The sequence below is a fragment of the Lentzea albida genome (assembly GCF_900111005.1).
GTDB lineage: Bacteria > Actinomycetota > Actinomycetes > Mycobacteriales > Pseudonocardiaceae > Lentzea > Lentzea albida.
Map to the genome: position 1 here is coordinate 341,326 of NZ_FOFV01000009.1, position 11,389 is coordinate 352,714.

An 11,389-nucleotide genomic window follows, 5' to 3' on the forward strand; every position below is an offset into this window, starting at 1 on the left:
GGAACCGGTCCCCTTCGAGCGTCGCGTAGACGTAGAACGACTTGCGCGCTCGCGGGATCACCGGCTGCCGCGCGTGCAGGAACACCCAGGGCGGCTCGTCCGGCAAGCTGGAACCGAAGCTCAGGCCTCCTGCCGCGGCCGTGGTCGGTGCGTGCTCGTGGCCCAGAGGCCAGTCCGGCAGGTCCACGACGACGCTGACCGCGGCCGACGGAACCGCCAGCTGCAGCACGTCCGGCGCCGGCTGGGAGGGGTCCACCGCCTGGCCGTCCCGCAGCATGGCCGCGACGACCGCCGTCTGCTCGGACCGGCCGGAGATCAGGACGACCGGCATCGCCAGACCGGAGTCCTGCTGGAGCGTCACGGCGGTGGCCAGCCTGGACCTGAGCACGGCCAGGTCCGCCTGCTCGGCGGGGTCGGAGAGCTGGTTCGACACCGGATCGACGTGGAGGATGCTCGCCTGCGCCAGCTGCTCTTCGACGACGTCGCGCAGCGCGGGCGTGACCGGTGGCTGCACCAGTTCGAACCCGGCCGGGATGGAGCCCGCTTCGCTCGCGGTGTCCGAACCGGAGTCGTCGTCCTCCACACCGGGAATCGGCGTCGCAGGCCGGGGCAAGAGGGCGACCGGCGGTGCGGTGTCACCTCCGCGCGTCGTGCGGACACCGTCCGCCTCGACGGCGCGGAACGAGCGGTCCACCATCCTCTGTGGACTGTCGAAGGCCGCGCGCGAGACCGCCGCTCGGGTGTGTCCGCTGCCGGAGCCGCTCACCGCGGGGAAGGCCGCGCCGACCGCGGTACCCCGCCGGTCGCGGAACAGCTCCCGGATGCTCTCCTGGTTCCCGGTGCCGACGACGTCCGAATCGGGTCGTGCCTCCAGCGCCACCTCGATCCTGACCTCGTGCGGCCCGACGCCGTGGTCGCCCTGCGGCCCCCGGATCGTGATCCGGACGTGGTCGACGTCCACGGGCATACCGCGGTGGGCCATGTCCTGCGCCTCGTCGGCCAGCGCCGCGCGGAACCGGCGCTCGACCTCGACCACCCGCGCGGACGAGAGCAGCCCGCCGGTCCGCGGGTGCACCGGACCGCGGTTCGTTCCGCCGCCCACGATGGTCACGGCCGGCATCGCCGTGACCCAGTGCTCCTGCGCAAGCCTCAGCTGCCGCCACGCGGCGGCCCGCACCACGGCACGAGCGGTCGTCTCGATGTCGGCGTCCGAACCGGCGAGGACGTCCGTTCCGGCCGGGTCGAACGCGGCGGTGACCGCGGGAACGTCGTTGGCCGCCAGTTCCCGCAGTTCGACGGGCGGGCGGATGCGGCTGCCGGGAGCGACGACCTCGACGATGTCGCCACCGTCGTAGACCACGTAGTTGTCGCCGTTGCCCACCAGCAGTTCGCGGGTGGCCGCGAACACCCTCGGGACCGCTGGCTGCGGCGCGACCGACCGCCACGCCCGCTGGATCGCGCCGGCCACGCTCTCACCGCTGTGACCGGGTTCGACCCCGCCCAGGTAGCACATCTCGAGCATCAGGGCCGGAGTGGTGTTCGGATGCGCCTGTGCGAACAGGTGGTGGCCGCTGAGGACGGCAGCCGCCTTGTGCGGGTCCAGCTTGACCTCGTCACCCAGCAGGTAGGGCCGGTTCCCCGCCAGCGCCGCGTACATGGCCGACCAGGACCCGTGTGCTCCGGCGTACCAGGTCTCGAGCCCGAAGAAGGGACTGAGCTTCGGCACCAGGGTCGTCGTGCCGGTGCCCGGCGAACCCGGGACCTCGCGGCGGGAGAAGTAGAAGTCGCGGTGGCCGGCGCCCGCCCTGTGCGCGTCGTCCACGTCGTCGACCAGGTCGAAGTCCGACGACGGGAACATCACACCGTGCAGGCCCTGGAGGTCGTTCACCTTGGGGTGGGACACGAGGCTGGAAGCCGCGAGCGGCGGCGTGGCCTCGCTGCCGAACCGGGGCACCTCCACGACGACCACACCGTCGGGTGAGAACCGCGTCCGCCCACCGGACCAGTGGATCCTGCGTGAGTAGCCGCCTCCGGCGAGGCCCGTCGTCAGGTCGTCCTGCCCCACCACGGGACCGTCGACCGCGGCGAACACGACCGACGGTTCCCTCACGCCCGTGTCCTCGGCGGCACTGGTCCCCCTGCCGAGGACGAACCGCAGCTTCAGGTCGTTCCGCAGCACCGTCATCAGCACCTGCGGGGTGACGTCGAGGTCCAGCGCTCCTCGCGAGGAGGCGCGGTAGCCGGCCGGACCGGTGCGCACGAGGACGAACACCGGCGTGGTGTGGTCGCTCGACCAGCTCGGGTCGACCTCGGTGCCGTCCGGGCCCTTCGGGAACCGCAGCGACTGTTCCTCCGCGGCTTCAGCCCATGCCTTGACCTCGGCGAAGTAGTCGTCGTCGCCCAGGGTGCGCACGACCAGGGCCCTGGGGTTGCCCTCCCGGTCGAGCACCGGCGTCACGTCGAGGTCGCCGGCCCGCAGCCCGGACACGTCTGCGTAGGCGGTTCCCGGATCGCCGATGGTCGTGAGGTCGCCGCTGCCCTGCAACGCGTACACCGGCGGGAACAGGCCGGCCTCGTGCAGTCGCGTGACGACGTCGAACGCGAAGGTGCCGAAGTCCTGCTCACCGGACGGGTGCGGTTTGACGATCACCACGGGACGGGTGGGATCGGCCGTCAGCGCCGAGGAGGCGGGGTCGGACAGCGCCGCTCCGACCCAGGCGCCGTCCACGTCGAGCTGCCCGCCACCGACGAGACCCGCGCGGGCGGCGCCCGCTGCGTCACCGGGAGCGACCACGAAGAACGGCCGTGCCGCGCCCCACGGCCCCGGAACGACGAAACGGCCGCTCTCCACCGCGTCGGAGAACGCCTGCACCGTGGCCCGCGACCACGGCCCCACCGGCTCCGCACCGGGAAGACCGAACACCGAACCGGAGCGGAACACCGATGTCGCGTCGACCGGCGCCGGCTGGTGGTCGAAGAGAGCGTCCGTCGCCACGATCGTGACGCCGTCCGTCCTCATCCGCAGCTTGCCGGCGATGGTGTAGGTCTCGAACGGCTTCCCGACCAGCCTGGAGAGCTCGGCCACCAGTTCGGCGGTGAGGTCGAGCGGGCGTTGCTCGCTCCCCCATGGGCTCCGGTTCAGCAGCACCAGGGCCGGTTGTTCCGGTGCCGTGACCGCGGCGAGGAAGTCCGGCCTCTTCACCAGGAGCTCGGCGATCTCCCGCGGGGTGTGCAGGAGGCTCTTGCCGTCCGGCCCGGCGCTGAGGTTGAAGTGCTGCGGATCCTCCGTCGACGACAGCGCCAGGACCAGGGGCCGCACCCGCCCCGGTGCGGTCAGCGCTGCCCACGGGAGCGGCAGCTCGCGTCCTTCCGCGTCGAACTCGTCCGGCGGACGCACCTCCGACCTCCGCTCGGCGTGCACCGTCCGGATGCTTCCCGGTGGAGGGGTGAACCAGCGCCGCCTGGAGACGTCGAACCCGATCAGGTCGCCGGACGAGTTGGTGATGGCACGGGAGACCAGGTTCTCGGGAGTGATCGGGTACAGCCTGTCGAACACGAGCTCGGCAGGCGTCAGCGCGGAGATGAGGTCGTCGGGGTCGTCCTCCTCCGCCCTGGTCCACACGGGCCGGTTCGGCGCCCCCGCCTGCACCGCCTCGGAGAACCGCTGGACGAACTCCTCGGCGCGCTGGTCGCCGGCCAGGTCGTCGATCCCGCTCAGATCGCTGGCCGGGCTGTTCGTCGGCTCGCTGCCCCGGCTGACCAGGAGGACGTGGACGGGCAAGTCCCGTCCGAGCGAGGTGAAGGTGCCCGAGTCGAGCACCAACTGGGCAGCGGTGTCCGCGTCGAGCGTGTCGCCACCAACGAGGACGTGGTCGTCCTCGAACTCCAGCAGGACGAACGCCGACGAGGTCGGGGGCCAGTCGCCCGTCCCGAGCCACTCGTGCACCCGCTGCGGCCACCCGTCCTGTGCCGAGTCGTCGGACACCAGGGCGATCGCCTCGCTCGCATTCCCCGTCGGCGGATAGGTGACGACGGCGGAGGTGGACGTCGAGGGACCTCCGGCGGTACCGGCCTGAGGCGCACCACCGGGCAGTCCGCTGCGCTCGCTCTCGACCACCGGGCGCCCGGTCTCGACGGCCAGGTGCGCCGCCAGGTCCGCCGGCCTGTCCCCGTCGCCGACCAGACCGCGCAGCTCCTGGTACCTGCGGTAGGCCACCAGCGTGACGATGGCGTCGTGGTCGAGGTTGTCCTGCGTGGGGACCTCGATGAACAGCGGGGGCCTGCGCACGTGCCGGTCGACGATCCGGCGCGCCTCCTGCAGCAGCGCGTCCACCTCGCGTTGCGACGCCTTGCCCCAGCGGTGGTCGACCTCTCCCACCTGGTCCAGGCGCGAGAGCAGGTCCGGGAGCGCGGTGCGGGGAGCCTCCTGCTCCTCGACCTCCGGTGACGGATCGGGGGCGACCTCTTCGTCAGCGACCTCCTCAGCGACCTCCTCCTCAGCGACCTCCTCGTCGGCTTCCCGGCGTTGCTCGGCGGCGATCTCGCGGTCGTGCTCGGCCTTGGCTGCCCACCACTCCTGCTTCGCCTTCTCCTCCGCGAGCACGGCCGCGCGTTCCGCCTCGACGGTGGCGGCGTGGGCGGCGGTGACCGCGCCGGACTGCGCGATGACGCGGGCGAGTCGCGTTTCCCGGTCGACGAGCCTGCGCAGAGCCGCGTCGGCGGCCGCCCACTCGCCGCGCCGCCGCTTCACCTCCTCGCGGTGGTGCTCCCTGGACTCGGCGGGTGCGTTCTTCCACTCCTCGCGCGCCCGCGTGAACTCGTCGCGACGCGCGTGCGCCAGTTCCCGCTGGGCCTGGATGAGTGGCCGGATCTCCTGCCGGTCCACGATCGCGGTGGAGCGCCGCTGGTCGGCGGCCTCCAGCGGCCGGGCGGCGATCTCCACCCGGGCGGACGCGGCGGTCCGGGCCTGCTCGGCCTTCAGCCACGCCTCGGCCTTCTCCGCGAGCGCCGTCGTGGAGTCCACCAGCTGGCCGGGCAGCTGCCTGCCTGTCAGCTGCGCGGCATTCGTGTCGTACATCCGCACGGCGAACGCGTCGTGCACGCGGCGGTCCTTGTAGGCGACCGCTTCCGTCTCGCCGTGCTGCGTGCGGAGACGGGCGACGACACGGGTGTCCACGCTGGCGACCAGGGCGCGGGTGAGCTTCTCGTCCGTCCTGGTCTCGGAGCTCATCGGCGCGGCGGTCCTGGACTCGTCCGTCCGGGAGAGCTCGCTCTCCTCCAGCTCGGGACCGAGCGCGGTGTGCGTGGTCCTCGTCGTGGAGGCGCCCTTCGCGTCGAACGGGCTGCGGAACGGCTTCGTCCCGGACTCGGTGCCCTTGCCGGAGCCGGTCGCGGTCGCCTGGCCCAGCGCGCCGAACGGGGCCGTGTTGAGCAACTCCGCCTCGTTGCCGCTGGTGAAACCGACCTCGGTCTCCTCGGACCGCACGCGCTGGGCGTCGATCCGCACGCCCGCGCTCGTGCTGGCGAACCTCGGCGTGCGCGACGGCCGGAAGTGGACCTCCACGTCGTGGTCGAGGCCGTCGCGCGGGGAGAGCACGAACCGGCCGTCCAGCGCGGCCTGGAACGCGGCGCGCACGCTCGTGGGCGTGATCGCGGTCCGGAGCACGCGCAGGACCTTCGGGGTGATGTCGACGTCCGCGGCGCGCAGCACGTCCACCACGTCGCGGCGCAGGACCTCGATGTCGCCGAAGTAGTGCTCCGCCCAGTGGGCGCCGAGGTCCTTCATCGGCGGAACGGGCGTGCCGTCCGGCAGCGTCGTCCGCCACGCCGCCATGTCGTCGTCGCTCAGCGGGCCGGTGCGGACGCCGCTGTCCGCCTCGGCCGAGCCGAACCGGCCTCCCCGCACCGGTGGGGGGAACGCCTCCTCCGCGAGCTTGGTGACCTCGGCCTCCTCGGTCACCTCGATCGAGCCGTAGTCACGTCCGTGGCGCTGGATCCGCAGCGTGACGTCCAGGCGTCCGGTGTGGACGGCGACCGGGCCCTCGACGGTGGCCGACTGGCTGTACTTGGTCCGTTCGTCCGTGGTCTTCTTCAGCTCCCTGCGGCCGAAGATCCCTTCCAGACCGGGCCCCGCGCCCGCCTGGCCCTCGGTCCGCCGGGGCTTGGCGTTCTCGTCCTGCCCACTGCCCGGGTCGGTCGTGCCGGGGTTGCGCACGACGACGGCCGCGCGGGACGACGCGATGGCCGTGAACAGGGTCCGCACCCGGCTCGTGACGCCCTTCGCGCCGAGCTCCGCGCTCACCCCGGCCTTGAGCTTCGCGACGTTCCGCACCGCGCCCTGGGAGGGTTCCTCGGTGAACGACGCGTCGATCACGAGGTCGTAGGTCTCGCCGTGGAAGCGGTCCTCCAGCCTGTTCGGGGCCACCTGCCCGCCGTTGATCAGGCTGTTGACCATGCGGTTGGCGTCCGACAGGAACCGCTTGACGCTCGCGATGTTGACGTTGTTCGGGTCGAGGGTGGAGTCCGGCAGCAGCCTGCGGGCCTTGTCCGCGCCGATGGCGGGGTGGCGTGCCAGCGCGTCGCGCAGGGCGTCGACGTGCTGCTGGAGGTCGATCGGCCGGCTGATGCCGCCGAGGCCGACCGACTGGCCCTCGGTCCGTCCTGGGCTCAGCCCCGGCGGCACGGCGAGCGTCCCGTCGGTGCGGGACGCGGCAGGAGGGGTACCGGTCGCGAGTTCCGCGAGCTGGTCCGCCGTCACCCAGGCGAGCACGGACTCCGGCAGGTGGACGACCTCACCGGCCCTGGTGAGCGGTTTCGGGGCGGTCAGGCCGAAGGTGAGGTTGTTCTTGTGGACGGCCTCCGCGACGACGGTCGCGTCGACGTCCAGGCGGACCAGGAACATCTTCTGCGGCAGCTCGCTGATCGAGAGCTTCTCCGTGGTCTCGACGTAGCCGGAGTCCGACCTGCCGTCGCTGCCGCTGTACGGCGATCCGAGGAGGACCAGGATGCCGCGGGGCATCGCGTGCGTGCCGTGCTCGCCGGCCGTCAGGCTCTTGTCGGTCAGCACCGGGACCCCGACGACGTAACCGCCGAAGGTGTCCGTGGGGCCGCTGACACCGGTGACCTTCGACGTGCCCTGGACCTCGCGCACGACCTGCTGGTACTCGTGCGCTGTCACGGGTGTCGCCGACAGGCGGGGTGCGAAGGTGACGCCCCAGCTGCCGAACAGGTCGTGCACCCGGCGGCCGTGCAGCTTCTTGGCGGAGTCGATCACCAGGGTGTCGCTGAACAGGCGCAGGTCCTGCGCCAGCTTCTCGGAGGCGAGCTCCGCGCTGACCGTCTGCGCGATGACGCCGGTGCGGCTGTGCACCACGGGGTCGTGACCGGACGCGGTGCTCATCGTCTCCAGCGCGGCCTGCTGGAGCCTCTCCGCGCCGTGGAACGACACGATCTCGACGTCGTCGAAGCGGTGCGACATCGGCGGGCGCAACGCGTGCGGTGCGGGCGGGTCGGGCAGCGTGCGCGTGGGAGTGGGCACGACCGGCGCGTGGGGCTCGGCGTCGAACGGGTTTCCCGGTGCCAGCAACGCTTCGGGGACCAGCGTGCGCATCTCGACCGAGATCTCGCCGGGCACGCGGGGCATCTCCGCGTGCGTGGGCAGCTGGCGACCGCTGCGGCCGGGGATGATCCTGCGCACGGCCTCGGCGTGGCGGCGCTCCGAGTCGACCCTGAAGTCGATCGTCAGCGTGGACTTGAACTGGCGGACCGCCCGGTCGCCGATCTTGCCCTCTTCGGTGAGCGAGTCGCCCTTGCGCCGTTCGACCCTGCGCTTGGCCTTCGAGCCGAAGGTCGTCTCCTTCGACCAGTTCCGCGCTCCGCGCACGCCGAACAGCAGAACGCCGAACGCGGTGGTCGAGGGTCCGGAGCCGGGGAGCAGGCCCATGAACCGCAGCTGGGGGCCGCCGCCGACCTCGGCCGACCTGGAACCACCGCTCTCGATGCCGCCGGTGGCCTTGCCGACGTAGACCTCCGCGAGCTCGTCGGCGGTGAGCGGGTCACCCTCCTCGATGTCGCCGACCCGTGCCGTCACGGTCACCGTCGTGCGGTAGTCGTGGAACCAGCCCCTGCGCCGCAACGGGATCAGCAGCCCGCCGTCGGTCAGGCGCCGGGTGAGTCGGGCGATCTCGTTCTCGTCCAGCGATTCCGCGAGCGACCGGCCCCGCTGGATCGCCTCGACCGCCTTCGCGGTGAGCCGCCCGTCCTCGACGTCGCCGTCGGTGAACTGCCGGACGAACATCGAACTGCTGACGTACCAACGCCTTTGCAGCGGGACGTCGTGCAGCAGCGGCGCCAGCGCCTGTTCGAGCAGCCGGCCGCTGTCGACCTCCTCCACCACGCCGAGGATCGCCTTGCCGCGCTCGAACTCCGGCGGTCCCTGCACGGTCCGGTCGGCACCGCCGCGGAACCCGCCGTCCTCCTGGCCCGGCTCGACGAGTCCGGCTCGTTCCGCGTTGCGCCGGGAGGTCCAGTGCAGGGCGCTGACGTTGCCGTCCAGCTTCCAGGGCCGCTGTCCCTCCTTGCCGACCTGGCGGACCTCGATGTCGTAGACCATCTCGTAGCGGACGGCGTCGCCCGTGATCTTCAGTGCCTGCTTGCCCGCGGTCGAGCCGGAGACCTTCCCCGACGCGTTCCGCTCGATGCTCGCGCTGCCCGTGATGCCACCCGCCGCCATGACACCGGGGATCGGTTCGCCGCCACCGCCGACGAAGCCGGACAGCGCGAACTTCCGCTTCACGGCGTACTTGCCGGAGTGCTCGAAGTGCGCGTGCGTCCGCTCGGTGATCTTGACCTTGTCCCTGACCTGGTCGACGCGCACCCACCGCGCGACGGCGCGCATCTCCAGCTGCGTGCTCCGCGGCCGCCACTCGAACCCGCGCCCACGCCCCTTGAAGATCGGCGGTGAGGCGACCCACCCCGTCTCCGGCTCGGCTTCGCCGTCGTAGACGGCCATCTTCGGCAGGTTCTCCGCGATCGTGCTCTCGCTGAAGAACTCCTCGACGACCTCACGGCCGTCCGAACCGAGCGCGGTCGCCTTCGCGAAGCGCGGCTGCAAGCGGGCCAGGACCTGCTCGGCGAAGGTGGCCGTGCCGGGGTTGTTGACCACGGCCGACTCGGTGGCGACGCCGCGCGGCAGGCCGGTCAGCTCCGGCAGGCGGGTGGTCGCGTCCCCCTGCTTCTCCCGCCACACCGGGTCGTCGGCGACGAGCCGGTCGCGGTCAGCCCTGGTGACCGGGGCGATGTCCGCTCCGACGACGTCGCCGATCCGCGACCCGGTGTCCTCGTGGAGCACCGTGCGCCCCGCGTCGTCCTTCGTCGGGAGGTCGGTCGGCACCGCGAGGGTCACCCGGCCGCTGACCTCGACCTCCTGCTCCCCCTCCGGTGACACGACCCTGCGGCCGTCCCCGTCGAAGAGCCGGAACGACAGAGTGACCGGGACGTCGGCCTTCACCGCCGGGGTGTGCTCGACCTTGGTCGACCTGCCCAGCTCCTTCTTCTGCTCGCTGCTCACCTGCTCGACGGGCGCGGCGGGGATCGTGGGCATGACCTGGACCACGACGCCGGGCAGACCGGTGAACTGCAGGGGCGGCGAGAGGTTGTTCTGCCGCGTGCCGTCCTCCCCGACGGAGGACGACGTCTTCGTCTTGGACGAGGCGACCTGTTTGTTCTCGGCCTCACCGAGGACCGCCACGCGGTCCCAGTGCGCCGTGGCCTTGATCTCCAGGCTGTAGAACCGGTCGTCACCCTTGACGGTGGGGCGGCTGCCGTGGTCCTGGAACGCGCCGGCGACCGCGTGCTCGATCCCCTCGGACAGCTCGTCGGTACCGTCCCACTTCTTCACGCCGGGTGCGAGGCGCCTGAGCGCCTGCTCGACTTCGATGCGCGCTCCTTCGTCACCGTGGAGCACGTCGATCTGCTGGGCGGCACCGAGCGCACGGCTGTCCCGGAGGTACTGCGGGAGGCTGTCGCGCAGCCGTTGTTCCGCCGACTCGGTTGTCTGCTCCTCCGGTTCCGTGCCGGGTTCCTTGTCGGGCTTCTTGTCGGGCTTCTTGTTGGGTTCCTCGTCGGGCAGGGCGAACCGCACCCGGCGCCCGCCGGCCCCCTTGTCCGTGCCCTGGTACAGCCGCGGCTCCACCGCGCCCGCGGGCAGATCGGCCGTGACCCGTCCGCGGGGGACGTCGGCGAGCAGCTCGACCGGCCCGATCACCCGCGACAGCACGGACAGGTACCGCGGGGGCACCTCGACCTTCGTCACCGCCCGCGGCACCCCGTCCGGCCCGGTCCGCTGGTGCCGCCCCATCAGCGTGCCCTCGACCGCAGGCCGGTTCGCGCCACCGGTCTCGTCCACGAGCCCGAACATGTGGCCGACCTCGTGCGCGGAGGCCAACGGCCCCTGCCCCGGCGTCCAGTGCGTCTGGTCCACGTCGTGCTCGGGGTCCAGGTGCACCACGTGGTGCACCACCGGCGAGCTCCCGTCGTGCGGAACGACCCGGAACCGCAGCAGGTCCCCGTTGTCCGTGCGCAGGTCCGGCCCGTTGAGGTACTGGTCCACCCCGTTCTGGGCGTCCCGCAACACTTCCCGCCGCACGTCCTCGCCGAAGCGGCCTTCGGGGTCGATGTCGACGACGACCGTCAGCTCCGTCGTCCACACACCGTCCTGCACCGCCCTGCGCACCTCGAACGCCGACCGTTGCACCTCCGGTTGGCCGGGGAGGCCGCGGACGGTTCCCCGCTGGTGGGCTGGGGCTTGTTCCAGTGCGTCACGGCGGTACTGCTGTGCGGGTGCGGCGGGGGTCGGCTGCGCCTGCGTCTCCGGTTCCGACTCTGGCTCCGACTCCACGTCGGAGTTGACCGTCCGACTGTCGTCGAAGACGGACTCGGTGTCGGTTTCGCGGTCGGAGTCGGTGTCGGTCTCGTGGTTGGAGTTGTGGTCGGTCGTGCGGTCAGAGTTGTGGTCGGTTCCGCGGTTTGAGTCGTGATCGGTCTCATGGCCGGAGTCGCGGTCGGAGCCGTGTTCGGAGACTGACACCGTGTCCACCTCGGCCGCGTGCGGCGTCGGTGTGTGGGAGACCTCCGGCCGCGGGTTCTGGAACTCCGTTGTCCCGCGGTCCGCTCCGAGCTCGCTCGGCGCCTCGACCACCGGGACCACGTCCGGCCTCACCGGCACGTGCTGGGGTGCAGGTGTTTCGACCGACGAGGACACGGGCGGTACCACGACGTCGTCTCGGCCAGGCCGGCCCAGTGGCTGTCCGGTCTGGGGCTGTCCGGTCTGGGGCTGTCCGGTCTGGGGCTGTCCGGTCTGGGGCTGTCCGGTCTGGGGCTGTCCGGTCTG

Annotated in this window: 1 protein-coding gene (cut by a window edge); it reads right to left on the reverse strand. The window is 72.0% G+C overall.

Annotated elements, in window-relative coordinates:
* On the reverse strand, window positions 1–11,218 hold the 5' portion of the coding sequence (locus BMY74_RS23885) for a hypothetical protein (protein ID WP_177229887.1). It extends 20,915 nt beyond the left edge of the window; only the first 11,218 of its 32,133 coding nucleotides appear in the window; its start codon is at window positions 11,216–11,218; the stop codon falls past the left edge of the window.
* Window positions 11,219–11,389 lie beyond the last annotated feature (171 nt).